The following is a 23,480-nucleotide window of genomic DNA, read 5'->3' as shown; positions in this document are numbered from 1 at the left end:
GGGGCGTGGCCCTGTGGCGCTCAAGCGCGCCTATGAACCCGCCGCGCCGGAGGACGGTCAGCGGGTTTTGGTCGATCGCTTGTGGCCGCGCGGCGTTAGCAAGGAGGAGGCGGCCATCGACCTGTGGCTGAAGGAGATCGCGCCCAGCACGGCGCTGCGCCGGTGGTTCGGGCATGATCCAGAGCGATGGGAAGAGTTCCAGCTTCGCTATCGCGCCGAACTGGACGCCAACGGCGAGGTGGTGGGGCAACTGAGGGATGTGATCCACGCGGGCAAGACGACGCTGGTCTATGGCGCGAAGGACGAGGCGCACAACGACGCGGTGGTGCTGGCGGCGTATCTGTTTGAGAGGTGATCTGCCCACCCCAACTCGCTCATCCCGGCGAAGGCCGGGATCCAGATGCCGAACGCTAAGGTTGGCTATCAGAGGCCGGATTGCGCCAGAGGATGTTCGCGACGCGCCCTACAATCTGGATCCCGGCCTTCGCCGGGATGAGCGGGGTTTGGGTTGGGCTTACTTCAGCCGGTAGCTGATCGTGGTGACGACGCGGACCTTCTTGTTCAGGGAGGTGGCCTCGTCGCCGAAGCCGTCGCGGGGCAGGATTTCGAACGACCCCTGACCCGCCGACTTGATCGGGCCCAGCGGCGCGCCGGAGTCCTTGGCGAACTGGACGGCGCCGGTGCGGGCGGCGGCGGTGGCTTCGGCGATCATGGCGGGGCGGACGTCGTTCAGCTTGGTGAAGATGTAGGACGGCCCCTGGAAGTCCTGCAGCACCACGCCCTGACGCACCAGATCGTTGAGGTTGCGGGTGGTGGTCTGGACCCGGTCCACGTCGTTGGTCCGCACGATGACGGTCTGGTTCAGGATGAAGCGGGGGCCGCCGGTCTGGCTGGCGTATTCGCGCGAGCGGGTGTCGGCGACGCCGAGTTGGCCCAGATCGACCGAGGCGTCGGGATAGCCCTGAGCCTTGAGGAATTGGCGCACGATGGCCAGGTCGCCGTCGATGCGGGCCTGAACCTCGGACAGGACCTCGCCCGAGGCGGTGAAACGGATCGGCAGGACGGCCAGATCGGCCTTCACATCCTTTTCCGCCAGGCCGCGCACGGTGACGGAACGGTCGCCGGCGCGGGCGTTGACGACGCCCTGACCGATCAGGGCGCCGCCGCCGATCAGGCCGACGGCGAGCAGACCACCGATGACGGCGGCGGGGATCAGGCGGCTGTCGGTGGTCATGCGTCTTCTCCTGCGAAGCTGTGGTCGCCGCTGGCCCATTGCAGAGCCAGAACGCGGCAGGCCGAGGCGAGGGGGCGACGGCCGCGCCAGGCGTCAATACGGATCAACAGAGCGGCGCGGCCGAGGTTCAGTTCAGCCCCGATGGCGTCCAGCACGGCCCAGAACTCCGGCTCCAGCGCCACCGAGGTGGCGTGGCCGGACAGGAGGACGGAACGCTTGGCGAGGCTGCTCACGGTTTAGCGGACGCCGACCATCATGATGTCGACCTTGTTCGGCGCGCCTTGCGTCAGGACCGAATGGCGGGTGTCGGTGGTGAAGCGCAGGGCGCCGGCCGGATCGCGGATTTCGGCGCGAACGGCGTAGGTGTGGCGCGGGTCGATCTGGGCGTTCGGCACGGCCAGGACGACAGCATAGGGCGGGCCGCGGCCTTCCAGCGGCTTGCTGGTTTCGGCCAGGACGCGGGCCGGGGAGTCCATCAGGCTGACGTCCTCGACGCGCACGGTCAGCACATGGCCCGGCGGCAGCATGATGCGCTCGCGATAGGCAGCTGTGACCTCGACCGAGGTGGTTTCAGCCTCGGGCGGCGCCATGCTGGAGCAGGCGGCGACCACTAGGGCGAGGGGAGCGATCAGCGGCAGATAGCGCATGAGAAAGGTCCTGTTTGGAGGTTAGCTTAGCAGAACGCGCGAGCGTCACATAAGGCTGCAAGACGTGAGGCGCATTGGTCGCGATCCGGTGCTAACGGGAGTTCCTGTTTCGTTTCCGTGAGTCGCGCGCCGTGTCCGAATCCGCCTCTTCCGCACCGAAATCCTTGATGTCGCCCGCCTTCCTAGCGTTCGGCGGCGTCGGCGTCTGCGCCCTGATCTGGGGCACGACCTGGTACGCCATCACCTTCCAGCTGGGCGCGGTTGATCCGGTGGTGTCGGTGGTGATGCGGTTCGGTCTGGCGGCGGCGGTGCTGGCCCTGGTGGTGAAGGCGACGGGCGGGCGACTGGCCATGACGCGGCCGCAACACCTGATGGCCATGGGGCAGGGGCTGTTCTCCTTCTCGATCAGCTACGCCTTCGTCTATGCCTCAGAGGAGAAGATCGCTTCGGCCGTGGTGGCGGTGATCTTTGCGGCCCTGGCCTTCCTCAACCTGATCCTGTTCCGCGTGGCCTCGAAGCAGAAGGCGGCCTCGGCGGCCTGGCTGGGCGCGGGCATGGGGGTGATCGGGGTGGCGGTCCTGTCGGGCGGCGAGGTCATGGGGGCGGGGCTGGGGCTTCATGCCGTCGAGGGCGTGACCTTCGCCCTGATCGCGGTGGTGGCCTCGGCCTTCGGCAACTGGTTTGCCTGGAAGGGTCAGCAGGCGGGGGCGCAGGTCTTGCCTGGCACGGCCTGGGCCATGGCCTATGGCACGGGTGCGCTGGCGCTCTATGGCCTTGTGACCGGGGTGTCGTGGTCGGTGGCGTGGAGTCCGGCCTATGTCATCTCGCTGCTGTATCTGTCGCTGTTCGGCTCGGTGATCGCGTTTGGCCTCTATTTCACCATCGCCCGGGCGCGCGGCTATGCCCTGGCCAGCTATATCTCGGCCCTGACGCCGCCCATCGCCATGCTGGTGTCGGTGCTGTTCGAGGGCGCGCGGTTCGGCCTGATCGCCCTGCTGGGGCTGGCGTTGGTGCTGGCGGGGCAGTTGTTCCTGATCCGCGCGCCGAAGCGGTCGGCGGCTTAAGCCGAGCGTCATCCCGGAAGCCCGCAGGGCTATCCGGGACCGCATCAAGCGGCGGCGTCTGGGGCGGTCCCGGCTCTCCGCTGCGCTGCGGCCGGGATGACGAAGGAGAATGCGGCTACTCAGGCTCGTCGAGCTTGTGGCCGTCCAGTTTCGCCGCGTCGCGGTCGCGTTCCTGCTGCGTCGTCAGACGTTCCGCCTTGGTGCGGCCGAAGGTCAGGCGGTTGGCGTCGGCGGCGCGCTTGGCCTCGGCCTTGTCGCGGGCCTTCCTAGCCTTGTTCAGATTGACGACCTCGCCCATCAGACGTGACCGTCGGGGCTGTCCTTGGACCAGGCGCGTTTCAGCGCAGGGCGGGCGCCGATCCTCTGGACGTAGGCGTCATAGGGCTCGCCCGGCGGCATGGCGGCGCGGAACCATTGCAGCAGGCTGCCGAACAGGATGTCGAGCGCCGAGAACTGACCCAGGATGTAGCCACCGTCCTTGATGGCGGCGCTCCAACGGTGGTCCAGCGCGGCGTAGCCGGCCTTCCTCAGGTCGTTCCAACTTTCGGGCGGACCCGAGGTCAGGACGCTCTCCAGCACATTGTTATAGAGGCCCAGCCACGACAGATACTCGGCCCGGCGCGGATCGTTGGGGCCGGGCGCCATCTTCGCGTCCGGGAAGCGGTCGGTCAGGAAGAGGAAGATCAGCACCGACTCGATCAGTAGTTGGCCGTCGACGCTGACGGCGGGGGCCTGTTTCAGCGGATGGGGGTTGGTGGGGTCGGCGTGACCGTGCCCGCCCTGTCGCTCGATCTCGACATAGTGGATGTCATAGTCGGCGCCCAATTCCTCCAGCAGCCACAGCAGACGGGTGGAGCGGGACTGGGGGGCGTGATGGACGGTCAGCGACATCGTGAACTCCCTGAGCGGTCTTCTGATGGACCCGAAAGCGGCGTGGCCCGTTTCACCATCACCCGCAATCGGCAATGGAGACAACGATGATAAGCGCCTCGATGATCAAGGAACATCTCGAAGTCGTGGGTTCGGACGGCGGGCACGTCGGTCGGGTGGACCATGTGATGGGCGATCAGATCGAACTGGCCAAGTTCGATATGGGCGCCGGGCTGAAGCACCACATGATCCCGGTCAGTTGGGTCGACCATGTCGACGAGCACGTCCACCTGAACATGACCAAGGACGAAGCCAAGGCGCGCTGGACTGTGAAACACTAGCCGGCTTACCGCGAATTCACCCGGGCCCCGCTGTCACAGGCGGGGTCTTTCGCCATATCAGGGACGTCGCGCAGATCGCGCATGGGGAGACGACCTTGATCCGACTGATCCTGAACCTGCTGTGGTTCTTCCTCGGCGGCTTCGCCTCGGGCCTGGCCTGGCTGTTCGGCGGGCTTCTGCTGGCGCTGACGGTGGTCGGGCTGCCGTGGGCCTTCGCCGCGTGGCGGATCGCCAGCTATTCCTTCTGGCCGTTCGGACGAGAGATCGTCTGGCGCGATCCGAACCCGGCTGATCTGGGCGTGGGTTGCCTGGGCGTGGGGCTGAATGTGATCTGGCTGGTGCTGGCCGGCTGGTACATCGCCCTGGCCCATATCCTGATCGCCGTGCCGCAGTTCGTCTCGATCATCGGCATCCCGTTCGCGCTGAAGAACGTCGAACTGGCCAAGCTGTCGCTGGCGCCGGTGGGGCGGACGATCCGGGATCGGTAGGCCAAAAGAAACGGCGGCGAGATCGCTCTCGCCGCCGTCCTTGTTCAGTCTGCTGAGACGGCTTAGCCCGGCGAGATCATCTTCTCGGGGCGGACGGCTTCGTCGAACTCAGCGTCGGTCAGGTAGCCGCCGCCGACGGTTTCCTGGCGCAGGGTGGTGCCGTTCTTGTGGGCGGTCTTGGCGATCTTGGCGCAGGTGTCATAGCCGAGGCGGCCGTTCAGGGCGGTGACCAGCATCAGCGAGTTGTTCAGGCCGCGCTCGATGTTGTCCTCGCGGGCTTCGATGCCGACGACGCAGTTGTCGGTGAAGCTGATGGCCGCGTCGGCGACCAGACGGACCGACTGCAGGAAGTTGTAGGCCATGACCGGGTTGTAGACGTTCAGCTCGAAGTGGCCTTGCGAGCCGGCGAACGACAGGGCGGCGTTGTTGCCGAACACCTGGGCGCAGACCTGGGTCAGGGCTTCGCACTGGGTCGGGTTGACCTTGCCCGGCATGATCGACGAGCCCGGCTCGTTTTCCGGCAGGGCCAGTTCGCCCAGACCCGAACGCGGGCCGGAGCCGAGGAAGCGGATGTCGTTGGCGATCTTGAACAGCGAGGCGGCGACCGTGTTGATCGCGCCGTGGCTGAAGACCATGGCGTCGTGGGCGGCCAGGGCCTCGAACTTGTTCGGGGCGGTGGTGAAGGCCAGGCCGGTGATGGCGGCGATGTTCTCGGCGACCTTCTCAGCGAAGCCGACGGGGGCGTTCAGGCCGGTGCCGACGGCGGTGCCGCCCTGGGCCAGTTCCATCAGCTTGGGCAGGGTCTGCTCGATGCGCTCGATGCCGTTGGCGACCTGTTGCGCATAGCCGCCGAACTCCTGACCCAGGGTCAGGGGCGTGGCGTCCTGGGTGTGGGTGCGGCCGATCTTGATGATGTGGGCCCAGGCCTTGGACTTGGCGTCTAGGGCGGCGTGCAGGTGCTTCAGCGCGGGCAGCAAATCGTTGACCACCTGCTCGGCGCAGGCGACGTGCATGGCCGTGGGGTAGGTGTCGTTCGACGACTGGCTCATGTTGACATGGTCGTTGGGGTGGACCGGCTTCTTGGAGCCCATCTCGCCGCCCAGCATCTCGATGGCGCGGTTCGAGATGACCTCGTTGGCGTTCATGTTCGACTGGGTGCCCGAACCCGTCTGCCAGACGACCAGCGGGAAGTGGTCGTTCAGCTTGCCTTCGATCACTTCATTGGCGGCGGCGATGATGGCGTCGGCCAGCTTGGCGTCGAGCTTGCCCAGGTCGCGGTTGGTCTCGGCGGCGGCGCGCTTGACGACGCCCAGGGCGCGCACGACAGGCAGAGGCATCTTTTCCCAGCCGATCTTGAAGTTGCCGAGCGAACGCTGCGCCTGCGCGCCCCAGTAGCGGTCAGCGGCGACCTCGATGGGGCCGAAGGTGTCGGTCTCGATACGGGTGTTGGGGCGGACGTTGCTCATCGCAGGCTCGTTCTCAGACGTGGCGGGAAGATGCCGGGCGGTGTAGCACGCGGACACGGCGGGGCAAGGCGGCCCGACCATTGGCTATAGGGACGAGGCGCGCGTGGAAGGCTGGATCGGCACAGGCAAGGTGCGCGGACGCGAGGTCGGCGACACGGTCGAGATCACCATCGACGGCCTGACCACCCAGGCCAAATACTACAAGCCGCTGGCCTATGAGTTCTTCCGCAAGGAATGGACGTCGAGGCCGGCCTGGGGCGACTACACGGTCGAGATCCTGATGGAGCACGTCGGCGACGCGCCGTGGATGGACCTCGACAACCTGGCCAAGGCCCTGCTGGATTCCATCAAGGGCTATCTGTTCCACGACGACAGCCAGGTGGCGCGGCTGCTGGTCGAGCGGAATGAAGGCGAACGTGAGCGGATCACGATCCGGGTGTTTCCGAGGCGGTGAGGGCTAGCGTCCGCTTTCGACCCAATGCAGACGTTCTCGGGCCGGTCACAACTATTTTGCGAAGGGAGAGGCTGATGCGACTTCGGAATCTTGCGACTGTCATGGTGCTGATTGCGGGCGGGTGCAGTCAGTCGGCAGAACGGGTTGTGACGAGCACCAGCCATTGCACGAGCGTGCAAGTCGCGCCGAACTTGCTCATGAGATTAAGTTCGTACGCAGGACATCCAGACTCGGTCCGACTCTGGGTGGTGCAAGCGTGCCATCCGACGGGAACCGCCTGCTCCCCCATCCTCACGTATGATCACGCACCCCCGCCGGTTTACGAGGTGAAAGGCAACACAGTAGCGGTGGCTCTGCTCGGAGGGGGCAAGCCTCGCCTGCACAAAGCCTCAATCAAATTGGGCACTCAGGATTACGCGGTGATCGTTCAACGCTATGCAGGCGACGCACAGGCATTTCATCGCCAAGTTCAGCATCGTTGCCCACCAGGCAACCGGCAATATCCCGAATAGGTCCGCTACCCACTCGCTACGGACTTCCAGTGCCTCCGACTAGGGACGCTGAAACGCCTACTTCTTCCGGAACTGGTCCAGCGAAACCACCTTGGGGCCGTCGTCGTCGCCCGAGGGGGGCGGGGCGGCGTTCGGGTCGCGGGCCGGGGGCGTCAGGGGGGCGATCTCGGCCTCGACGATCTCGGGCTCTTCGAACTGCAGCAGGAACTGGACGCTGGGGTCGTAGAAGCGGGTCACGGCCGAGTAGGGCGCCGACAGCACCTTGGGCATGCCGCCGAACTTCAGCATGACCGAGAAGCGGTCGTGATCGACGCTCAGGTCCCAATACTGGTGCTGCAGGACAATGGTCATCTCGTCGGGGTATTTGGCCAGGACGTCCGGCGGCACCGAGACGCCCGGCGCCCGCGTCTTGAACGTGATGTAGAAATGGTGGGCCCCCGGAATACCGGCAGGCTCGGCGGCGCGTTCAAGCGCAGAGCGGATCACGCCGCGCAGGGCGTCCTGGGCGAGCTGCTCGTAGTGCATCTCGTCGACCGGGGGAGATTGATCCGTCATCGGGGGCCTCGAAACTGGGAACGCGCGACTGTTACCCGCGACAGGCGAGTGACGGAAGATGGTGATTTGGGGAAAGCGCCGGGATTCTGTTGCCAGGCTCCGGACATGCCTGGGAAAGTGGGGGGCTTCTGTTGCCAGGCGCCCCCCGGGCCCCGCCTGAGGATCTGAACCCCCAGGACTTAAGTGTTCGAAATCAACCGAACCGCATTACGCGGCGAGGCGGACTTCTCCAGCGAAGTTATCGTTCGCAGTTACAATATGGCCCGATACGGTGGGCCAGGACGAGCGAAAGCATCTTCTTTACACGTCCGTCGATGCTAGTCGGCCCCGCACTTCCCGCCGATAACGCGGAGGAAGAGATTGGTGGAGCCGCCGGGAATCGCACCCGGGTCCGGTCCGCTTATTACAAGCGCGTTTATCGCCATAGTCCGGGCGAACCCGAACAAAGCCAATATAGGCGCTGAGCCGCCGGGTTCCAAGGGCGGAGCGTTGTCGGCGTCGAATTTACAGCGGGATAGCTGGCTTCGCCGCTTATCGCGCGCGGGCGCGGACCTGCCAGCAGGCGGCTGTGAATCTGGCGACGCCGTCGGTGACAAAGGGTTCGAAGGCCTGAGTGACCGCATGGATCACCGTCGTCCGGGTCGCCTCGTCGAGGTCAGGCATCATCTGGCCGACGCGACCCATGCGGGCGGCATAGGTCGCGAGGTCGTTTGCTGACAGCGTGCAGGGAACGTCGAGCGGCTGAATGTCGATGTCGCGCCAGTCCGTCTCCAGAATCCGGCGCACCCGATCCGCGTCGGCGAAGGCGAACTGGCCGGGAGCGGCGGGATCGCGCGGCGTCAGTTCGGGCAGGAAGGGCGCCGCCGCGCGCTCTGCCGCGACCATGAAGGGATTATCCTCGGCGCTGCGCCAGGCGATGAAGGTCAGATCGGCGCCGGGGCGAACGGCCCGCCGCAGATTGGCGAAGGCCGCCGACGGGTCGTCGAAGAACATGACGCCGAAGCGCGAGACGACGGCGTCGAAGCTCTCTGGCTCGAAGACATGACGTTGCGCGTCGCCGGCTATGAAACGGGCGTTGGCGAGGCCCTCGCGCTCGGCGCGACGGCGAGCAGCGGCGATCAGCGGGACCGAGATGTCCAGCCCTGTGCATTGGCCCTGCGACCCCAGTCGCCGCGCGGCGGCCAGGGTTGTCGCGCCAGCGCCGCAGCCGATGTCGAGGATATTGCCGGCCTCGCCGCTGGCGACCGCATCGTCCAGCAGGCGCTCGAACGGCAGGAACAGGCGGTCCAGCAGTTCCTGTTGCTCGACCCAGACCTCTCCGCCGCGCGAATTCCAAAGCTCCGACTGCGATTGATTGGGCTGGATGTGCGGTTGGGTCATGGCGGGTCCTTGTATCTGGCCTAGGTCCGCGCGACGATACGACTTCAAGTCAACTTGAGGTCAAGCGTGAAGCTGCTGGATATTGGCGAGGTGGCGCAGCGGTGCGGATTGCCGGCCTCGACGCTGCGGTTCTATGAGGAGAAGGGGCTGATCGCCTCGGTCGGACGGCGCGGGTTGCGGCGGCTGTTCGAGCTTGAGGTGCTGGATCGGCTGTCGCTGATCGCCCTGGGGCGCGCGGCGGGTTTTCCGCTGGACGAGATCGGGGCGATGCTGGGGCCGGACGGCCCGTTGCAGATTGATCGGGCGCGCCTGTCGGACAAGGCGAACGAACTGGATCAGACGATCAAGCGGCTGACCGCCCTGCGACACGCCCTGCGCCACGCGGCCGAATGCCCGGCGCCCAGCCATATGGAATGCCCGACGTTCAACCGCTTGCGGCAGGCGGCGGCGGCGCGCGGACGCGGGCCTAGGCGTCCGGCGAAACGCGGGTCCAGTCCGAGGTCTGGTTCCTGAACCAGGTCAGCTGGCGCTTGGCGTAGTGGCGGGTGGACAGGCGGATGGCGGCGACGGCCTGATCCAGCGTCGCGGCGCCCGTCAGGTGGGCGGCCAGTTCCGGCACGCCGACGGCCTTCATGGCGGGCAGGGCGGGGTCGAGGTTGCGGGCCAGCAGGGCGCGGACCTCGTCCACCGCGCCGTGTTGGATCATCTGGCTGACCCGGGCGTCGCAGTTGGCGTAGAGGCGGTCGCGCGGCGGCTCGACCACCAGGGCGTTGTAGGAACAGGGCGCCATCAGAGGCCGGGTGTCGGCCTTCCAGTCGCTGAGCGAGCGCCCGGTGGCCTGGGCCACGGCCAGGGCGCGGATCAGGCGCTGGCGGTCGCCAGGGGTGATGGCGGCGGCAGCGACGGGATCGACTTCGGCCAGACGGCGGCGGAAGGCGGCTTCGCCCTCAAGGTCATAGGCGGCCTGGACCGCGTCGCGGACGGCGTCGGGCACGGCGGGGATGTCGGCCAGGCCGCGCGTCAGGGCGTTGAAATAGAGACCCGTGCCGCCGACCAGCAGGGCGGGACGGCCTTGCGCTGTCAGTTCGTCCAGCAGCGGCATGACGGCGCGGGTCCAGCGGCCGACGGACCAGGATTCGGCGGCGTCGGCGACGCCATAGAGGCGATGCTCGGCGCGGGTTTCGTCCTCGACCGACGGGCGGGCGCTGAGGACGCGCAGGTCGGCGTAGAGCTGCTGGCTGTCGGCGTTGACGATAACGGCGCCGGTCTTTTCGGCCATCTCCAGCGCCAGACGCGACTTGCCCGAGGCGGTGGGGCCGGCGATCAGGGTGAGGCGGGACGGCTTGGTCAAAGGAACGGGCTCGCGAACAGGACCAGACGGCGATAGAACGCCCGCGACCGGCCCGGCAAGGGCCAAGGAGCAGAGCCTTGATCGACCGCACCGCCGTAATCGCCGCCCTCGACGCCGTTTCCGACCCGAAATCGGGCCAGGGGCTGGTCGCCGCCGGTCTGGTTCAGGGGCTGACGGTGGCTGAGGACCGCGCGGGCTTCGTCATGGAGGTTCCGGCGGGCGAAACCGCCATCTATGCCCCCGTGCGCGACGCGGCCGAGGCGGCGCTGAAGGCTATTCCGGGCATGGCGCGGGTCTCGGTCGTCCTGACCGCCGAGGCGGTGGCGGCCGCCGCGCCGCGCCGCACGGCGGGCCTGTCGAAGGCCGCGACCGATCAGGGCCGGGCCAAGGCCCCGGTTCCCACCGAACGCCCCGCCCATGTGAAGCGCGTCCTGGCGGTGGCCAGCGGCAAGGGCGGGGTCGGCAAGTCGACCGTGGCGGTGAACCTCGCGGCGGCCCTGGCGGCGCGGGGCCTGTCGGTCGGGGTGCTGGACGCCGACGTCTACGGCCCGTCGCTGCCGACCATGCTGGGGCTGTCGGGCCAGCCGGCCTATGAGGACGGGGCCATCGTGCCGCATGTCGCCCACGGGCTGAAGGCCATGTCGGTCGGTCTGCTGACCAAGGCCGACGACGCCATGATCTGGCGCGGGCCGATGGCGTCGCAGGCCATCACCCAGATGCTGACCCAGACGCGCTGGGGCACGGAGGAGGCGCCGCTGGACGTGCTGGTGGTCGACCTGCCGCCCGGCACCGGCGACGTGCAACTGACCCTGATCCAGAAGACGCCGCTGGACGGGGCGGTCATCGTCTCGACCCCGCAGGAGGTGGCGCTGGCCGACGCGCGCCGCGCGCATACGCTGTTCCAGCGCGTCAACGTGCCGACCCTGGGTCTGATCGAGAACATGAGCGGACCGATCTTCGGGCAGGGCGGGGCCGAGGCCGAAGCCGGCCGGCTGGGCGTGGCCTTCCTCGGCGACCTGCCGCTGGACGCCGCCCTGCGTCAGGCGGGCGACGCCGGGCGGCCGCTGGTTTCGACTGACCCGGACGGCGAGGTGGCGCAGCGCTTCGCCGTGGTGGCGGCGCGTGTGGCGGAGAGCCTGGGCCTCTAGGCCGGTTCGACCACGACCGCCGTGCCGTAGGCCAGGACCTCGGTCACGCCGGGCATGATCTCGTTGGCGTCATAGCGCATGGCCAGGATGGCGTTGGCGCCCATGTCGCGCGCGTGGGCGACCAGTTCGTCATAGGCCTCCTGACGCGCGGCCTCGGCCAGCTTCACATAGGCGCCGACGCGGCCGCCGATCATCGACTGCACCCCGCCGATGGCGTCGGATACGAGGTTGCGAGAACGCACGGTGACGCCGCGCACCATGCCGATATGGCGGACGATGCGGTGGCCGGGCAGGTCATTGGTGGTGGCGACGATCATGCTTGTGTCTCCGGCTCAGCGTCGGTCCAGGGTGCGGAAGGTGAAGGCGTGGTCGTCCTTTTCGCCCGCCGGATGGGATTCCGACAGGGTCTCGACGAAGGCGGCTTCGTCAAAGGCGGGGAAATGGGCGTCGCCTTCGGGCTCGGCCTCGACCTCGGTGATGTAGAGGCGCTGGGCGCGCGGCAGGGTGGCTTCGAACAGGGCCGTGCCGCCGATGATGCAGACCTCGTCCACGCCATCCTCGACGGCGGTTTCGCGGGCGATCGACAGGGCTTCGCTCAGGTTCGAGCAGACCAGCGCTCCCTTGGCCATGCCCTCGGATTCGTAGGAACCGTCCTTGGTCAGGACGATGTTCAGGCGACCCGGCAGGGGCTTGAGCGGCAGGCTTTCCCAGGTCTTGCGGCCCATGATGCAGGGCTTGCCGACGGTCACGGCCTTGAAGCGCTGCAGGTCCGAGCGCAGCCGCCAGGGCAGGTCGCCGTCACGTCCGATGACGCCGTTCCTGGCGCGGGCGACGACGAGGGCGATCTTGGGGCCAATTGGGGGAACAGACACAGGCGAACTCCGGCAGACGGGGGCGACGCGACGCCGCCCCCTCGATGCCGACTTAGGCCTCAGGCTCGAGCAGTTTCAAGCGGAAGAAGGCCGCGCCGATCACCGCGCCGATCGCCGGAGCAAGGAAGAAGACCCAGACCTGGCTCAGGGCCTGGCCGCCGACCAGCAGCGCCGGACCGAAACTGCGGGCCGGATTGACCGAGACGCCCGTCACCTGAATGCCGACGATGTGGATGACGGCCAGGGTGATGCCGATGGCGACGCCGGCGAAGGCGCCGTGTCCCTTGGCCCCCGTCACGCCCAGGATAGCGATGATGAAGATGGCGGTGGCCACGATTTCGAAGATCAGGGCGGCGTGCAGGCCGTATCCGCCGGGCGATCCGGCGTCGAAGCCGTTCTGGCCCAGGCTGGCGAAGCCGGTCTTGGCGATCATGCCGAGAATGGCGGCCCCGACGATCGCGCCGATGAACTGGGCGATCCAGTAGACCAGCATGTCCTTGGCGCTCATCCGCCCGGCGACGAAGACGCCCAGGCTGACCGCCGGATTGACGTGACAGCCCGACACCGGACCGATGCCATAGGCCATGGCGATGATGGCGAAGCCAAAGGCCAGGGCGATGCCCAACTGCCCCACATGATCGAACCCGCCCAGCACGGCGGCGCCGCACCCGAACAGCACCAGCACCATCGTCCCGACCAGTTCGGCCGCAAACTTCTTCAACATGACAACCCTCCCGTTTCATGCGCCCGCATCGACGCGGATCAGGGGAGGGTGCGCCGAGTCTCAGGCGCTCGCCAGACGGTGTTACGGGTGGTTACGCTTCAGCCTTGAGCCACTTCAGCCACTTGCGCTGCATGGCGGATTCCAGGTCGATGCCTGCGCGGTCGCAGTAGATGAGCAGCATCCCCAGCACGTCGGCGGCCTCGTCGCCGAGGGCTGTAGCGTCGGGCGCGCCGCGGGCGCGGCCGGTCAGGCGCAGATGCTCGGCGGTCAGTTCGCCCAGTTCTTCCTGCAGCTTCAGCAGGGCCCAGTCGCGGTCGCGGTCGATGGAATGCTCGCGCGCATAGATGTCGGAGATGCGGAGGACGTCCGCCTTGAGGTCAGCGATCTTCATGAGGGTCAGACCGCGACGGCGGCCTTGATGTGAGGCCAGGGGGCATAGTCGCTGAGCGCGAAGTCCGACAGCTCATAGGCGAACAGGTCGGATTTGGGCGCGACGGTCAGGGTCGGCAGGGGGAGCGGCTGGCGGGTCAACTGCAGCTCGGCCTGCTCCAGATGGTTCAGGTAAAGGTGGGCGTCGCCGAAGGTGTGGACGAAGTCGCCGGGCTCCAGCCCCACCACCTGGGCCAGCATGATGGTCAGCAGGGCGTAGGAGGCGATGTTGAACGGCACGCCCAGGAAGACGTCGGCCGAGCGTTGATACAGCTGGCAGCTGAGTTTGCCGTCGGCGACGAAGAACTGGAACAGGCAGTGGCAGGGCGGCAGAGCCATGTCGTCCACGTCGGCCGGGTTCCAGGCGCTGACGATGTGGCGGCGGCTGTTGGGATTGGTCTTCAGGCCGTGAATCAGCTTCTGGATCTGGTCGATGCTCTGGCCGTTCGGCGCGGCCCAGGAGCGCCACTGCTTGCCATAGACGGGGCCGAGGTCGCCGTTCTCGTCGGCCCATTCGTCCCAGATGCCGACGCCGTTTTCCTGAAGCCAGCGGACATTGGTGTCGCCGCGCAGGAACCACAGCAGCTCCAGGAAGATGGAGCGGGTGTGCAGCTTCTTGGTGGTCAGAAGGGGGAAGCCCTTCGACAGGTCGAACCGGATCTGACGGCCGAAGACGCCCAAGGTGCCGGTGCCGGTCCGGTCGTCGCGGCGCACGCCGTTGTCGAGAATGTCGCGCAGCAGGTTGAGATACTGCCATTCGGGGTGATCGGCCGGGGCCGCCCCGCTGCGGGTTTCCAGATCAGCGAGGGCGAGGGCGGCGTTCATGGAAAGAGAGGATGCCGCTGATTCGCGGCGCTGGGCAGGCCGCTGATTCGCTTGCCCACAAGAAAGCGGTTTCAGCCCTTGAAGCCGTCCCCGCTTAGGAAGGCAGCCTCGTCCGCTGTCGTCTCGCGGCCCAGGCAGGCGTTGCGGTGGGGAAAGCGACCGAAGCGGGCGATGATGTCGCGGTGGATTACGGCGAACTTGAAGGTGTTCGGCTGATCGGCCTCGTTCAGCAGGGTCAGCAGGGTTTCCTGATCCGTGAGCGATTCCGAGTGCATCAGCGGCATCAGGACGAAGGGGCGCAGGTCGTCGGCCACCTGGCGGTCGTCGCCGCGCGCGATGGCTGCCTTGGCGAACATCAGGGCCAGGGAATCGGTGGCGAACATGTGCGCGGTTTCGCGGAAGGCGTTTCGCGGCAACTGATCCAGCAGGACGATGAGGGCCAGCGCGCCCTCGGGCGTCTGGGCCCAGTGGTCCAGTTCGCGGCGGGCGGCGGCGAAATGCGTATCGCGGCATCGCTGGGTGAAGGCCACGTCGAAGGCGGCGTCCTTGGCGAACCATTTTTCGGGGCCGGCGTCGATCCAGAAGGCGACGACTTCTTCGGGGGTAAGCAGCGTGATCATGCGCCAAAGCTTAGCGCGCGCAGGCGTGAATGCACGGCCCCGCGAGGGGGAAATCATCTGACGATGTAAGGAAAAATGGTCGGAGTGAGAGGATTCGAACCTCCGACCCCTGCGTCCCGAACGCAGTGCTCTACCAGACTGAGCCACACTCCGACATTTCTTCTCGACGCGGGCCAGAGGCCGTCGCTGCGCCGAGGAGGGGGCTTATAGCCACGAGTTTCGGACCTCGCAAGCGGGGATTTTGCTGCTTTTTAAAAAGTCGCCGCTCGATGAAAATTCTTTTGTTTTCAGGTGTTGCATCCCAGAAAAGCTTGGCGTATCTCACCGCTCCTCGCAGCAACGAACTGCGGGGCGCACTGGTCCTGCTGGGGAATGGTGTAATGGTAACACTACGGTTTTTGGTACCGTCATTCTAGGTTCGAGTCCTAGTTCCCCAGCCAACCGCTTTCTTCATGTGATCATTGAGACGGCGGGCACTTGAGGCCCAGGCACGACGCCGTCGCCACTGTAAAACCTGTGCTGTTCCTGTAAAAATTGGCCAATTGTCCGTTGGTTCTGCAGGAGGCGCCGCCGTTTCACGGCTCCTGCCCCGTCTCTGAACAATAGAGCTGCGTGTTGCGGACACCGTCTGAGTCCGCCCCCCTTTGAGGCGTTGAGGAAGCGGGGCGAGGTCGAAGCCGCGCTGCCGATGGCTTCCCGGACCTGGCCGCGTGCGCCTCAGCTGGCGGCCAGCCGCTCCAGCGCCGGGGTCTTCAGGATGCGGAAGTCGCGGCAGGTGGGAAAGGCGACCAGACCGTCGTTCTGGAACTGGCCCAGCACGCGCGACACCGTCTCCATGGCCAGGCCGAGATAGTCGGCCATGTCCTGGCGGCTCATGGGCAGGGAGGCGTCGTTCGAGCGGGCGCGGACGGCGGTTTCAAGCAGGAAGCTGGCCATCTTCTCGCAGGCGGTGCGGCGGCCCAGCATGGCCAGATGGTCCTGGGCGCGCGCCAGTTCAGCCAGCGCCGCCTGGGTCAGGGCGTTTTCGTCGGGCAGCGCCGCGCCGCGCGGGATCGCTGCGACCTCGGTCGGGCAGAGGGCCTCGGCCGAGAACCGATGATCCTCGCCGGGTTCGAGACCGAACAGATCGCCGGGATAGTAGAAGGCGCCGATCTGGCGCCGTCCCTCAAGGGAATAGCGGATGGTCCGCACCGCGCCGGAGATCACTGCATAGACGGAATAGGCCTGGTCGCCCTCGACATAGACGGGTTCGTCGGCGGCGTAGCTCAGTTTGACGCCGGAACGGCGGTCCAGACGCGGACCGAGCCGAAACGTCGCGACGCAGAGCAGAGGGGGGGCGTCCATCACAGCCTCGCAGTCCCCGGCTCCCGTCATATGGGCGCACAGGGCGGACCGCCGCAAGATCGAAATTCGGGTCGCGCTCGGCCGGGGGGGCACGGTCAAGCTTTGACGGACGTCAACCGGCCCCGGGCGCCGGCGTGCGATGGTCGCGTTCAAGATGGCGAGGCGAAGCCATGAACGACGGATTGAAACTGATCGTCGCCCTGGCTGGCGGCGTTGAGGGCGACGACGACGAGGCCCTGAGCTTCGCCGCCGAACTGTGCGCTCGCCACGGCGCCTGGGCGCGGGTGGTTTCGACCTATGGCGATGCGGCGGGGGACCTGATCGCCATGGGCCGGTCTCTGGGCACCCGGCGGGCGGCGGAGGCGATCGCCGTGATCGAACACGCCGAGGATGAACGGCGAACCCGCATCGAAGCCTTGGCGCGCAGCGCCGCCGTCTCGCGGGGCGTCGCCTTCAGCGAGGACGAGCATGAGGCCGGCGACAGGGCCGCGCCGCGCATGGCCATGGCCCGGCATGATTATCGCCCTCCGGCCGCCGCGGCGCGCGCGACGGCTCTGGCCGATCTGGTGATCCTGGGTCAGGGCGGGCTGAACCACGCCGATCCGCGCGGCGAGGTGCTGGGCCAGGCCCTGTTGCAGCAGTTGACGCCGACGATGATCGCGCGGGGCCAGCCGTCGGCCCTGTCCGGCCTGGCGGCGATCGCCTGGGACGGCGGGGCGCAGGCGGGGCGGGCGGTGCGCGCGGCCTTGCCGCTGCTGGCCGAGGCGTCCGAGGTGGTGATCCTGCAAAGCAGCCGCGGGCTGGACCTGATGGCCGCCGACCCTGACGCGCGGCGCCTTCAGACCTATCTGGCTTTGCACGGGATCACGCGGACCTCGGCCTCCCAGGTCGACGGCGACCGCGAGGGCGAGGCGCTGGCCGCCGCCGCCCGGTCGCGGGGCGCGGGGCTTCTGGTGGCGGGCGCCTATGGCCGGTCGCGACTGCGCGAGGTCGTCTTCGGCGGCGCGACGCGAAGCTTCCTGGCCGACCGCGACGGCCCGTCCCTGCTGCTGGCGCACTGAGGCATGGACCGGCGTCCGCCCCTGTTCGAGGACCGCGCCGAGGCGGGGCGGCGGCTGGCCGATGTGCTGGAGGCGCTGAAGACGCGCGACCCGGTGATTTACGCCCTGCCACGGGGCGGGGCGCCGGTGGCGTTCGAGGTGGCGCGGCGTCTGGATGCGCCGCTGGACCTGGCCCTGGTGCGCAAGATCGGCGCGCCGGGCAATCCCGAGCTGGCGCTGGCGGCGGTGATCGACGGCGAGCATCCCCACACCGTGATCAATGAGGAGGTTCGGCGCATGACCGGCGCCGACGCGGCCTATCTGGAGCGGGCGCAGGCGCGCGAACTGGCCGAGATCGAACGCCGCCGCGCCCTCTATTTCGGCGGCCGGTCCCGGCCCGACCCGCGTGGACGGACGGCGATCATCGTCGACGACGGCCTGGCCACCGGCGCCACGGCGCGGGCCGCCGTCCTGGGCCTGCGCGGGCAGGGCGCGGCGAGGATTATCCTGGCCGTCCCGGTCGCGCCGCCCGACGCCGCCGACGCCCTGCGCGAGGAGGTGGACGCCTTCGTCTGCCTGGCCGAGCCTGTGTCCTTCCGCAGCGTCGGCGAAGCCTACGTCGATTTTCATCAGTTGGAGGACGAGGAGGTGCTGGACCTGATGGACCGCGCCGCGTCCTTCGGCGCGTCCCGCCGGGGTTAGGTCGGATCAGCGCAGGTGGTCGTCGAACCAGGCGGCGGCCAGCCGGATTGCCTCTTCCAGCGTGCCTGGCTCCTCGAACAGATGCGTCGCGCCGGGGATGACCGCCATCCGGGCCGGGCCGGCGATCTGCTGCTGCGCCTCGCGGTTCCACGTCAGCACGGGTTCGTCGTCGCCGCCGACGATCAGCAGGGTCGGGGCCGTGACCAACGGCAGCGCCTCGCCTGCCAGATCGGGTCGGCCTCCGCGCGAGACGACGGCGGCGACGGCGGCGGGCCGTTCCGCGGCGGCCTTGAGGGCGGCGGCGGCGCCGGTGCTGGAACCGAACAGGCCCAGCGGCAGGTCCGCCAGATCGGGTCTGGTCTTGGCCCAGTCGACGGTCTGGACCAGCCGTTCGGCCAGCAGGTCGATGTCGAAGACGTTGGCGCGGTCGCGCGCCTCGTCCTCGGTCAGCAGGTCGAACAGCAGGGTGGCCATCCCCTCGGCGACCAGGGCCTCGGCGACCTGGCGGTTACGCGGGCTGAACCGGCTAGAGCCGCTGCCGTGGGCGAAGACCACCAGGCCGCGCGGCCGGGCCGGCGCGCGAAGGTCGCCGGCCAGATCCAGCGGCGGGATCAGCACGGCTTCGGCGGACGGATTCGCGGACATGGGCGGCCTCGAAAAGCGGGTCGGCGCGGCCGACAGAAGGACGGGAGGCTAGGGACGCGCGCGCCCTCGGCATTGACGGGCGTCAAGGCGGAGAAGGGAAAGCCGGCTCAAATGGCCGCATGACCACGCCCCCTCTGTTCCGGATCGAGGATGTCGCGGCCTTGGTGCGGCGGCGTTCCCGCCCCCTGCCGCCCATCGACGACGAGGATTTCGTCGCCGCCTTCGACCATTTCGGGCAGGCTCGCGTCGTCTTGCTGGGCGAGGGCACCCACGGCACCCGCGAATTCTATCGCGCGCGGGCAGCGATCACTCGGCGGCTGATCGACCGGCACGGCTTTCGCATCGTCGCCGTCGAGGGCGACTGGCCCGACGTGGCGGAACTGGACCGTTTCGTCCGCAATCGCGGCGTCTGGGGCCAGAAGGACAGTTTTCCCAACTTTCCGCGCTGGATGTGGCGCAACGCCGAGTTCGCCGCCTTCGTGCGCGAACTGCGGGTCTGGAACCTGGAGCGGGCGGCGGCGGACCGCGCCGAGTTGCGCGGGCTGGACGTCTACAGCCTGTCGCAGTCGCGCAGCGAGGTGCTGGCCTATCTGGACCGGGTCGACCCCGAGGCGGCGGGCCAGGCGCGGCTGCGTTACGGCTGCCTGACGCCCTATCTGGACCAGCCCCAGGGCTATGGCGCGGCGGCGCGCCTGGGCGTGGTGGACTGCGAGGACGCGGTTGTGGCCCAACTGGGCAGCCTGATGCGGCATCGGCTGAGCTACAGCCGTCAGGACGGCGAGGACTATCTGGACGCGGCGCAGAACGCGCGGGTGGTTCGGGCGGCCGAGGGCTATTACCGCGCCATGTATCGCGGCTCGGTCGAGAGCTGGAACCTGCGCGACAGCCATATGTTCGAGACGCTGGCCTATCTGCTGCAGGCGCGCGGGCCGGGGGCGAAGGCCGTCGTCTGGGCGCACAATTCGCATCTGGGCGACGCCTCGGCCACGGCGATGGGCGCGGCGGGCGAATACAATGTCGGCCAGTTGTGCCGCGAAGCCTTCGACCGCGACTGCGTCTCCATCGGGTTCGGCACCGATCGGGGGCGGGTGGCGGCGGCCGACGACTGGGGCGGGGAGGTGCGCTTCAAACAGGTGCTGCCGTCGCGCCGCGACAGCTGGGAGCATATCTTCCAGCAGGCCGGATTGGGCCGGTCCCTGACCGACTGGAGCGCCGACGCCGGACTGGCCGAGGCGCTGGCCGAGACCCGGCTGGAGCGCGCCATTGGCGTGATCTACCGGCCCGAGACCGAGCGCAGCAGCCACTATTTCGACGCGCGCCTGTCGGCCCAGTTCGACGCCTTCGTCTGGTTCGAGGAGACCGGGGCGGTGACGCCGCTGGCGGGCGCGCCGCCGGAAGGGGCCCCGGACGTTTATCCGTTCGGTCTCTGATCAGGCGGCGGCGTGGCGGACGGCGCGGGGGGAGGCGGCGTCGCGGCGCCAAGCGCCGCAGCCACCTGGCGCGCGGCGGCGATCTGAAGCACGGCGCTCTGTTGAGCCGCGAACAGGTCCCGCGCCTTGGCGGCGTCGGCCATGGCGGTCAGGCTGGCCTGCATCGTGTTGGGAATCGATTGGGCGCTCAGCAGCGGCGCCGTCAGTCGCCATTGCTCGTCGGCGGCGGCGGCGGCGGCGGTCAGGGCGGCCCAGTCCGTGGGCTTGGCTCGCGTCAGCACCTGATAGCGCTGGCCTGCGGTGAGCAAAAGCTCCGCCGGAATCGGAGGTTTCGCCGTGGCTGCGTCCTGCGCGGCGACCAGATTGCGCTTTGCTTCCAAGGAGGCCAGGGCAAGCGCCGTCCGGTCCTCTGCCTTGCGGGCGCGGTCAAGCTCTTGCAGCGCGCGGTCGAGATCGGCGGCGCTGGCCGGCGACAAGCGCGCGCGGGCTTCGCTCGCCGAGGTCATGGCGCGCGCATGCAGGCCGTCGACCTCCTCCCAGGTGGCGCCGGTGGAGCGCTCGACCATCGCCCCGAAATCCGCAGCCGCGCTTCGCAGGGCTTGATCGGAGGTGGCGGCCGGCGGCGCGTCCGGGGATGTCTCGGGCTCCTTGCGATTGCATCCGTAGACGAAGAACGAGGCCGTCAGCGTCGCCGCCGTCAGCGTCATCAGGACTGAGTTTCGTCGCGCCATGAGATAGCTCTCCCAATCTCTTTGTCAGACGAGGCTAGGCGACAACGCGGCGCGCCGATTTGACCGTTGTCATTTTTGGTCAGTCGGCAACGGCGCATTTCCGCAGAGCAGCTTGCTGACCGCTTGGCGCGCGAAGCACTGCGGCATGCCGCTCAGGCGAGAGCCTTGAGGCCGCCGGATCGCGCCAGCGGCCTTTGGCGGTTCTGATCCGGCGGTCAGCGTGCCGGCGTTGTTGTGGCGGGGGCGGGCGCGCCGTCCTTGTAGCGGTCGAACCAGGCCAGGATGGCGCTGATCCGGGCGGCGTTCTGGGACGGGCGGACCGCCAGGCTGTGGCCGACGCCGGGAATCTTGACCAGGGCGGTCGGGACGCCGCGCAGCTGCAGGGCGCTGTAATACTGCTCCGACTCGCTGACCGGGGTGCGGTAGTCCTCGTCGCCGACGACGACCAGGGTCGGCGTCTTGACGTTTCCGACCAGCGACAAGGGCGAGCGGCGCCAGTAGGCCTCCGGGTTCTCCCACGGATATTCGCCGAACCAATAGCGGGCGAAGAAGGCCGGGTTGTCGGCGGTCAGGACGAAGCTGGCCCAGTCGATCACCGGCTTCTGGCTGGCGGCGGCCTTGAAGCGGTCGGTCTTGCCGACGATCCAGGCCGTCAGGACCCCGCCGCCCGAGCCGCCGGTGACGAACAGACGGTCGGGATCGGCCACGCCTCTGGCGATGACGGCGTCGATGCTGCTGATCAGGTCGTCGTAGTCGTGGCTGGGATAGTCGTGGTGGATCAGGTTGGCGAACTTTTCGCCATAAGAGGTTGAGCCGCGCGGATTGACCGACAGGACGGCGTAGCCCGCCGCAGCGAACAACTGGTTGTCGGTGGCGAAGTGCGGGCCATAGGCGGCGAAGGGCCCGCCGTGGATTTCCAGGATCAGCGGATATTTCTGACCCTCGACATAACCGGCTGGCAGGGTCAGCCACGACTCCACCGCGCGGCCGTCGTGCGAGGAGGCGACCTCCAGCCGCTGCACGGCGCCCAGGGTCTTGCCAGCCAGATAGTCGGCGTTCAGCCGGGTCAACTGGGTCTGACGGCCCTGGCGCAGCACATGGACGTCGGCCGGGCGCAGGGCGTCGCCGCGCGTGAAGGCGACCGCGCCGTCCTCGGCCAGGGAGAAGTCGCCGCCGGTGTAGGGGCGGCCGATGTCGTCGCCGCTGAGGCCCTGAACCACGGTCGAGACGGCGCCGTCCAGCGAGACGCGCGCGACCGTGGTCGAGCCTCGGTCGTCATAGGCGATCAGGATGGAGCGCCCGTCCTTGCTCCACACCGGCGACTGAACCGAGCGGTCCAGACCGGCGGTCAGGACACGGCGGTTCGCGCCGTCGCGGTCCATCACATAGAGACGGGTGTTGTGATAGCCCATCCGCCGGTCGTCATAGCCGACATAGGCGATACGGCGGCCGTCGGGCGAAACGACGGGCGACTGATCCGGGCCCTGACGGTCGGTCAGGGCGGTCAGGACGCCGGAGCGGACGTCCAGGCCATAGACCTCGCTGTTGGCCGCCTCCCGCTGCCAGTCGGCGCCGCGATTGGCGCTGAGGTAGAGGGTGGCGGAATCGGGCGACCAGGACAGGTCGCCGCCGTGGTTGAAATCGCCCTGGGTCAGCTGGCGCGCGCCGCCGCCGTCGGCGGGAGCCACGAAGACCTGACGATAGCCGGGCTTCAGATAGCCCTGGCCGTCGGCGCGATAGGTGACGGTGTCGATGACTTCCAGCGGCGGGGCCCATTGGGCGCCCTCGGGCTTGGCCAGCGGTGCGCCCAGTTTCGGCGCCTGACCGGCGACCAGAACCGAATAGGCCAGCTTGGTCCCATCCGGCGACCAGCTGATTCCGGTCGGCGTGTTCGGCAGGCTGGTGACGCGCACCGACTGGCCCGAGCCGATCCAGCGCACGAACAACTGGGCGCCGCCGCCCTCGGCGGTCGAGATATAGGCGACGCGGGTTCCATCGGGCGACCAGCGCGGCTGGCTGTGCGATCCGGCGCCGGCGACCAGCGGCGTCTGCTGGCCGGTGCGCACGTCGATCAGCCAGATCGTCGGCCGCATCCGGTCGGTCATGATGTCGGCGGTCTGGCGCACATAGGCGATGCGCGAGCCGTCCGGGCTGATCTGCGGGTCCGAGGCGACCTCGAGGCCGAACAGGTCCTGAGCCTGGAAGCGGGCGGATTCGGATGAAAGCGGCGCGGATTGCGCCATGGCGGGCGCGGCCAGCAAGGCCAGGGCGCAACAGGCCCAGATCGCTTTAGACATTCGACGTTTCCCCCTCTGGAACGCCGAGATCATAGATGGGGCGAGGGGGGCGGCAAGCGGCATCGCGCTGTCGATGACCGATGTGCCGATTTCAAATGTTTGGGGGCGGTGTGCGCCATCCCCTTCGCTGAAGGGAATGGCGCGAGTGACGGGGCTCGAACCCGCGACCTCCGGCGTGACAGGCCGGCACTCTAACCAACTGAGCTACACCCGCGTTTCCCGCTGCGATGCAATGCGTCGCGGCGAGGGGCGTCGTTTAGGCGGGAGGGCCGGTTACTGTCAAGCGATGCGTCTGTGGATAAGTGAAAATA

General features: G+C 68.2%; 29 protein-coding genes, 3 tRNA genes and 1 other RNA gene. 11 read left to right on the top strand and 22 right to left on the bottom strand.

What is annotated here, in order from left to right:
- Nucleotides 1-13: 13 nt before the first annotated feature.
- Nucleotides 14-355, top strand: coding sequence for a DUF488 domain-containing protein (locus tag AC3IS2_RS07970; RefSeq protein ID WP_489197061.1), 342 nt, complete (start codon nt 14-16; stop codon nt 353-355).
- Between the two features lie 159 nt (nt 356-514).
- Here AC3IS2_RS07970 and AC3IS2_RS07965 read toward each other — a convergent pair whose 3' ends face one another.
- The 3 genes from AC3IS2_RS07965 to AC3IS2_RS07955 are packed head-to-tail and all read right to left on the bottom strand — an operon-like array spanning nt 515 to nt 1,881.
- The gene (locus tag AC3IS2_RS07965; protein WP_489197060.1) at nt 515-1,234 is read right to left on the bottom strand and encodes an SIMPL domain-containing protein; all 720 of its coding nucleotides are present in this window, start codon (nt 1,232-1,234) and stop codon (nt 515-517) included.
- Complete coding sequence (locus AC3IS2_RS07960; RefSeq protein ID WP_489197058.1) at nt 1,231-1,467, bottom strand: ribbon-helix-helix domain-containing protein; 237 nt, start codon at nt 1,465-1,467, stop codon at nt 1,231-1,233. The genes AC3IS2_RS07965 and AC3IS2_RS07960 overlap by 4 nt, the downstream gene beginning before the upstream one ends.
- A gap of 3 nt (nt 1,468-1,470) precedes the next feature.
- On the bottom strand, nt 1,471-1,881 hold the full coding sequence (locus AC3IS2_RS07955; RefSeq protein ID WP_489197056.1) for a YbaY family lipoprotein: 411 nt from the start codon (nt 1,879-1,881) through the stop codon (nt 1,471-1,473).
- A gap of 167 nt (nt 1,882-2,048) precedes the next feature.
- On the opposite strand from AC3IS2_RS07955, the gene AC3IS2_RS07950 reads away from it, so the two are divergent.
- Nucleotides 2,049-2,945, top strand: a complete 897-nt coding sequence (locus AC3IS2_RS07950) for a DMT family transporter (RefSeq protein WP_489197054.1) — start codon at nt 2,049-2,051, stop codon at nt 2,943-2,945.
- A gap of 115 nt (nt 2,946-3,060) precedes the next feature.
- Here AC3IS2_RS07950 and AC3IS2_RS07945 read toward each other — a convergent pair whose 3' ends face one another.
- Nucleotides 3,061-3,243, bottom strand: coding sequence for a DUF4169 family protein (locus tag AC3IS2_RS07945; protein ID WP_489197053.1), 183 nt, complete (start codon nt 3,241-3,243; stop codon nt 3,061-3,063).
- Nucleotides 3,243-3,836: a glutathione S-transferase family protein gene (locus AC3IS2_RS07940; RefSeq protein WP_489197051.1), complete on the bottom strand. Its 594-nt coding sequence runs from the start codon at nt 3,834-3,836 to the stop codon at nt 3,243-3,245. The genes AC3IS2_RS07945 and AC3IS2_RS07940 overlap by 1 nt, the downstream gene beginning before the upstream one ends.
- An 86-nt stretch (nt 3,837-3,922) precedes the next feature.
- Between AC3IS2_RS07940 and AC3IS2_RS07935 the strand changes: the two genes are divergently transcribed.
- Entirely contained in the window at nt 3,923-4,156 is a 234-nt protein-coding gene (locus AC3IS2_RS07935) for a DUF2171 domain-containing protein (protein ID WP_489197049.1), read from the top strand.
- A 95-nt stretch (nt 4,157-4,251) separates the two neighbouring features.
- Nucleotides 4,252-4,644, top strand: coding sequence for a YccF domain-containing protein (locus tag AC3IS2_RS07930; RefSeq protein WP_489197047.1), 393 nt, complete (start codon nt 4,252-4,254; stop codon nt 4,642-4,644).
- Nucleotides 4,645-4,706: 62 nt separating this feature from the next.
- Here AC3IS2_RS07930 and fumC read toward each other — a convergent pair whose 3' ends face one another.
- Nucleotides 4,707-6,110 (bottom strand): class II fumarate hydratase, encoded by a 1,404-nt coding sequence (gene fumC / locus AC3IS2_RS07925; RefSeq protein ID WP_489197046.1) that lies wholly within the window; start codon nt 6,108-6,110, stop codon nt 4,707-4,709.
- 103 nt (nt 6,111-6,213) lie between these two features.
- Here fumC and AC3IS2_RS07920 point away from each other — a divergent pair, with 103 nt between their 5' ends.
- Nucleotides 6,214-6,564: a RusA family crossover junction endodeoxyribonuclease gene (locus AC3IS2_RS07920; RefSeq protein WP_489197045.1), complete on the top strand. Its 351-nt coding sequence runs from the start codon at nt 6,214-6,216 to the stop codon at nt 6,562-6,564.
- A 569-nt stretch (nt 6,565-7,133) separates the two neighbouring features.
- On the opposite strand, the gene AC3IS2_RS07915 is transcribed toward AC3IS2_RS07920, so the two are convergent.
- From AC3IS2_RS07915 to AC3IS2_RS07905, 3 genes are all read right to left on the bottom strand, one after another.
- A complete protein-coding gene (locus tag AC3IS2_RS07915; protein WP_489197044.1) occupies nt 7,134-7,631 on the bottom strand; it encodes an SspB family protein in 498 nt (165 codons plus the stop codon).
- Nucleotides 7,632-7,747: 116 nt separating this feature from the next.
- Nucleotides 7,748-8,114: a transfer-messenger RNA gene (gene ssrA, locus AC3IS2_RS07910) on the bottom strand.
- Between the two features lie 48 nt (nt 8,115-8,162).
- Entirely contained in the window at nt 8,163-9,011 is an 849-nt protein-coding gene (locus AC3IS2_RS07905) for a class I SAM-dependent methyltransferase (protein ID WP_489197043.1), read from the bottom strand.
- 66 nt (nt 9,012-9,077) lie between these two features.
- Between AC3IS2_RS07905 and AC3IS2_RS07900 the strand changes: the two genes are divergently transcribed.
- A complete protein-coding gene (locus AC3IS2_RS07900) occupies nt 9,078-9,524 on the top strand; it encodes a helix-turn-helix domain-containing protein (protein WP_489197042.1) in 447 nt (148 codons plus the stop codon).
- Here AC3IS2_RS07900 and miaA read toward each other — a convergent pair.
- Complete coding sequence (gene miaA / locus AC3IS2_RS07895; RefSeq protein ID WP_489200125.1) at nt 9,478-10,290, bottom strand: tRNA (adenosine(37)-N6)-dimethylallyltransferase MiaA; 813 nt, start codon at nt 10,288-10,290, stop codon at nt 9,478-9,480. The genes AC3IS2_RS07900 and miaA overlap by 47 nt on opposite strands.
- A 149-nt stretch (nt 10,291-10,439) precedes the next feature.
- Between miaA and AC3IS2_RS07890 the strand changes: the two genes are divergently transcribed.
- Nucleotides 10,440-11,510: an Mrp/NBP35 family ATP-binding protein gene (locus AC3IS2_RS07890; RefSeq protein WP_489197041.1), complete on the top strand. Its 1,071-nt coding sequence runs from the start codon at nt 10,440-10,442 to the stop codon at nt 11,508-11,510.
- Here AC3IS2_RS07890 and AC3IS2_RS07885 read toward each other — a convergent pair.
- The 7 genes from AC3IS2_RS07885 to AC3IS2_RS07855 all read right to left on the bottom strand — a co-directional run bounded on the left by AC3IS2_RS07885 (nt 11,507) and on the right by AC3IS2_RS07855 (nt 15,133).
- Nucleotides 11,507-11,827, bottom strand: coding sequence for a YbjQ family protein (locus AC3IS2_RS07885; protein ID WP_489197040.1), 321 nt, complete (start codon nt 11,825-11,827; stop codon nt 11,507-11,509). The two genes, AC3IS2_RS07890 and AC3IS2_RS07885, sit on opposite strands and share 4 nt — an antisense overlap.
- 15 nt (nt 11,828-11,842) lie before the next feature.
- The gene (locus tag AC3IS2_RS07880; RefSeq protein WP_489197039.1) at nt 11,843-12,382 is read right to left on the bottom strand and encodes a dihydrofolate reductase; all 540 of its coding nucleotides are present in this window, start codon (nt 12,380-12,382) and stop codon (nt 11,843-11,845) included.
- A gap of 52 nt (nt 12,383-12,434) precedes the next feature.
- The gene (locus AC3IS2_RS07875) at nt 12,435-13,106 is read right to left on the bottom strand and encodes an aquaporin (protein ID WP_489197038.1); all 672 of its coding nucleotides are present in this window, start codon (nt 13,104-13,106) and stop codon (nt 12,435-12,437) included.
- A gap of 91 nt (nt 13,107-13,197) precedes the next feature.
- A complete protein-coding gene (locus AC3IS2_RS07870; RefSeq protein ID WP_489197037.1) occupies nt 13,198-13,497 on the bottom strand; it encodes a phosphoribosyl-ATP pyrophosphohydrolase in 300 nt (99 codons plus the stop codon).
- Between the two features lie 5 nt (nt 13,498-13,502).
- A complete protein-coding gene (locus AC3IS2_RS07865) occupies nt 13,503-14,360 on the bottom strand; it encodes a thymidylate synthase (RefSeq protein ID WP_489197036.1) in 858 nt (285 codons plus the stop codon).
- A 71-nt stretch (nt 14,361-14,431) separates the two neighbouring features.
- Nucleotides 14,432-14,980, bottom strand: a complete 549-nt coding sequence (locus tag AC3IS2_RS07860; RefSeq protein WP_489197035.1) for a DUF924 family protein — start codon at nt 14,978-14,980, stop codon at nt 14,432-14,434.
- Between the two features lie 76 nt (nt 14,981-15,056).
- Nucleotides 15,057-15,133, bottom strand: a tRNA-Pro gene (locus tag AC3IS2_RS07855).
- 213 nt (nt 15,134-15,346) lie between these two features.
- Here AC3IS2_RS07855 and AC3IS2_RS07850 point away from each other — a divergent pair.
- Nucleotides 15,347-15,420: transfer RNA gene (locus AC3IS2_RS07850), tRNA-Gln, on the top strand.
- 277 nt (nt 15,421-15,697) lie between these two features.
- On the opposite strand, the gene AC3IS2_RS07845 is transcribed toward AC3IS2_RS07850, so the two are convergent.
- A complete protein-coding gene (locus AC3IS2_RS07845) occupies nt 15,698-16,324 on the bottom strand; it encodes a helix-turn-helix domain-containing protein (protein WP_489197034.1) in 627 nt (208 codons plus the stop codon).
- A gap of 170 nt (nt 16,325-16,494) precedes the next feature.
- Between AC3IS2_RS07845 and AC3IS2_RS07840 the strand changes: the two genes are divergently transcribed.
- On the top strand, nt 16,495-17,385 hold the full coding sequence (locus AC3IS2_RS07840) for a hypothetical protein (RefSeq protein ID WP_489197032.1): 891 nt from the start codon (nt 16,495-16,497) through the stop codon (nt 17,383-17,385).
- 3 nt (nt 17,386-17,388) lie between these two features.
- Nucleotides 17,389-18,066: a phosphoribosyltransferase gene (locus AC3IS2_RS07835; protein WP_489197031.1), complete on the top strand. Its 678-nt coding sequence runs from the start codon at nt 17,389-17,391 to the stop codon at nt 18,064-18,066.
- Between the two features lie 6 nt (nt 18,067-18,072).
- On the opposite strand, the gene AC3IS2_RS07830 is transcribed toward AC3IS2_RS07835, so the two are convergent.
- Nucleotides 18,073-18,711, bottom strand: coding sequence for a dienelactone hydrolase family protein (locus AC3IS2_RS07830; protein WP_489197029.1), 639 nt, complete (start codon nt 18,709-18,711; stop codon nt 18,073-18,075).
- 119 nt (nt 18,712-18,830) lie between these two features.
- Between AC3IS2_RS07830 and AC3IS2_RS07825 the strand changes: the two genes are divergently transcribed.
- Entirely contained in the window at nt 18,831-20,141 is a 1,311-nt protein-coding gene (locus AC3IS2_RS07825) for an erythromycin esterase family protein (RefSeq protein ID WP_489197028.1), read from the top strand.
- Here AC3IS2_RS07825 and AC3IS2_RS07820 read toward each other — a convergent pair.
- The 3 genes from AC3IS2_RS07820 to AC3IS2_RS07810 form a co-directional block, all read right to left on the bottom strand.
- Nucleotides 20,123-20,848, bottom strand: a complete 726-nt coding sequence (locus tag AC3IS2_RS07820) for a hypothetical protein (RefSeq protein ID WP_489197027.1) — start codon at nt 20,846-20,848, stop codon at nt 20,123-20,125. The genes AC3IS2_RS07825 and AC3IS2_RS07820 overlap by 19 nt on opposite strands.
- A 239-nt stretch (nt 20,849-21,087) precedes the next feature.
- Complete coding sequence (locus AC3IS2_RS07815) at nt 21,088-23,169, bottom strand: prolyl oligopeptidase family serine peptidase (protein WP_489197026.1); 2,082 nt, start codon at nt 23,167-23,169, stop codon at nt 21,088-21,090.
- Between the two features lie 137 nt (nt 23,170-23,306).
- Nucleotides 23,307-23,383: transfer RNA gene (locus AC3IS2_RS07810), tRNA-Asp, on the bottom strand.
- Between the last annotated feature and the right edge of the window lie 97 nt (nt 23,384-23,480).

It is taken from the genome of Brevundimonas sp. KH_025, assembly GCF_057839885.1.
The sequence above is the reverse complement of the archived record's forward strand: the minus strand, read 5'-3'. Positions and strand labels throughout refer to the sequence as shown.

Bases quoted from the DNA above. Each gene is read 5' to 3' on its own strand.
- miaA (WP_489200125.1), bottom strand. From the start codon at position 10,290: ATGGCCGAAAAGACCGGCGCCGTTATCGTCAACGCCGACAGCCAGCAG.
- AC3IS2_RS07830 (WP_489197029.1), bottom strand. From the start codon at position 18,711: ATGTCCGCGAATCCGTCCGCCGAAGCCGTGCTGATCCCGCCGCTGGAT.
- AC3IS2_RS07875 (WP_489197038.1), bottom strand. From the start codon at position 13,106: ATGTTGAAGAAGTTTGCGGCCGAACTGGTCGGGACGATGGTGCTGGTG.
- AC3IS2_RS07915 (WP_489197044.1), bottom strand. From the start codon at position 7,631: ATGACGGATCAATCTCCCCCGGTCGACGAGATGCACTACGAGCAGCTC.
- AC3IS2_RS07815 (WP_489197026.1), bottom strand. From the start codon at position 23,169: ATGTCTAAAGCGATCTGGGCCTGTTGCGCCCTGGCCTTGCTGGCCGCG.
- fumC (WP_489197046.1), bottom strand. From the start codon at position 6,110: ATGAGCAACGTCCGCCCCAACACCCGTATCGAGACCGACACCTTCGGC.
- AC3IS2_RS07905 (WP_489197043.1), bottom strand. From the start codon at position 9,011: ATGACCCAACCGCACATCCAGCCCAATCAATCGCAGTCGGAGCTTTGG.
- AC3IS2_RS07940 (WP_489197051.1), bottom strand. From the start codon at position 3,836: ATGTCGCTGACCGTCCATCACGCCCCCCAGTCCCGCTCCACCCGTCTG.
- AC3IS2_RS07860 (WP_489197035.1), bottom strand. From the start codon at position 14,980: ATGATCACGCTGCTTACCCCCGAAGAAGTCGTCGCCTTCTGGATCGAC.
- AC3IS2_RS07885 (WP_489197040.1), bottom strand. From the start codon at position 11,827: ATGATCGTCGCCACCACCAATGACCTGCCCGGCCACCGCATCGTCCGC.
- AC3IS2_RS07820 (WP_489197027.1), bottom strand. From the start codon at position 20,848: ATGACGCTGACGGCGGCGACGCTGACGGCCTCGTTCTTCGTCTACGGA.
- AC3IS2_RS07825 (WP_489197028.1), top strand. From the start codon at position 18,831: ATGACCACGCCCCCTCTGTTCCGGATCGAGGATGTCGCGGCCTTGGTG.
- AC3IS2_RS07845 (WP_489197034.1), bottom strand. From the start codon at position 16,324: ATGGACGCCCCCCCTCTGCTCTGCGTCGCGACGTTTCGGCTCGGTCCG.
- AC3IS2_RS07840 (WP_489197032.1), top strand. From the start codon at position 16,495: ATGAACGACGGATTGAAACTGATCGTCGCCCTGGCTGGCGGCGTTGAG.
- AC3IS2_RS07955 (WP_489197056.1), bottom strand. From the start codon at position 1,881: ATGCGCTATCTGCCGCTGATCGCTCCCCTCGCCCTAGTGGTCGCCGCC.
- AC3IS2_RS07935 (WP_489197049.1), top strand. From the start codon at position 3,923: ATGATAAGCGCCTCGATGATCAAGGAACATCTCGAAGTCGTGGGTTCG.
- AC3IS2_RS07965 (WP_489197060.1), bottom strand. From the start codon at position 1,234: ATGACCACCGACAGCCGCCTGATCCCCGCCGCCGTCATCGGTGGTCTG.
- AC3IS2_RS07870 (WP_489197037.1), bottom strand. From the start codon at position 13,497: ATGAAGATCGCTGACCTCAAGGCGGACGTCCTCCGCATCTCCGACATC.
- AC3IS2_RS07865 (WP_489197036.1), bottom strand. From the start codon at position 14,360: ATGAACGCCGCCCTCGCCCTCGCTGATCTGGAAACCCGCAGCGGGGCG.
- AC3IS2_RS07835 (WP_489197031.1), top strand. From the start codon at position 17,389: ATGGACCGGCGTCCGCCCCTGTTCGAGGACCGCGCCGAGGCGGGGCGG.
- AC3IS2_RS07950 (WP_489197054.1), top strand. From the start codon at position 2,049: ATGTCGCCCGCCTTCCTAGCGTTCGGCGGCGTCGGCGTCTGCGCCCTG.
- AC3IS2_RS07945 (WP_489197053.1), bottom strand. From the start codon at position 3,243: ATGGGCGAGGTCGTCAATCTGAACAAGGCTAGGAAGGCCCGCGACAAG.